General features: G+C 75.2%; 1 protein-coding gene. It reads left to right on the forward strand.

Annotated features, from left to right (window positions below; translation table 11 throughout):
• Positions 1 to 27: 27 nt before the first annotated feature.
• A partial coding sequence (locus tag C1J00_RS44245) for a winged helix-turn-helix transcriptional regulator (RefSeq protein ID WP_146046451.1) occupies positions 28 to 359 on the forward strand: 332 nt, incomplete at its 3' end.

Here is a 359-nt window from a genome sequence, read left to right on the forward strand (position 1 = left end):
AGATGTGTATTAGAGACAGGGGCGAACCTGCTCGTCCCGCGCAGCCACAACGCCGCGCTGGTGCTCGACCTGCTGCGCACGGCCGGGGACCAGGGCATCAGCCGGCTCGAACTCGCCGAGCGCACCGGGCTCACCCCCCAGGCGGTCAGCAAGATCACGGCCCGGCTGCGGGATGACGGCCTCGCGGCGGAGGCCGGGCGCCGCGCGTCGACCGGGGGCAAGCCGCGCACGGTGCTCCGGCTGGTGCCGGAGGCCGGCCATGCGGTCGGCGTCCACCTGGACCGGGACGAGGTACGGGCCGTGCTCGTGGACCTGCGGGGCACCGTCGTGGGGGAGCGGCGGACCGCCCTGGACCTGGG

Origin of the sequence: Streptomyces cahuitamycinicus, from assembly GCF_002891435.1 — a bacterium.
In the GTDB taxonomy this organism is placed as follows: Bacteria; Actinomycetota; Actinomycetes; order Streptomycetales; family Streptomycetaceae; genus Streptomyces; species Streptomyces cahuitamycinicus.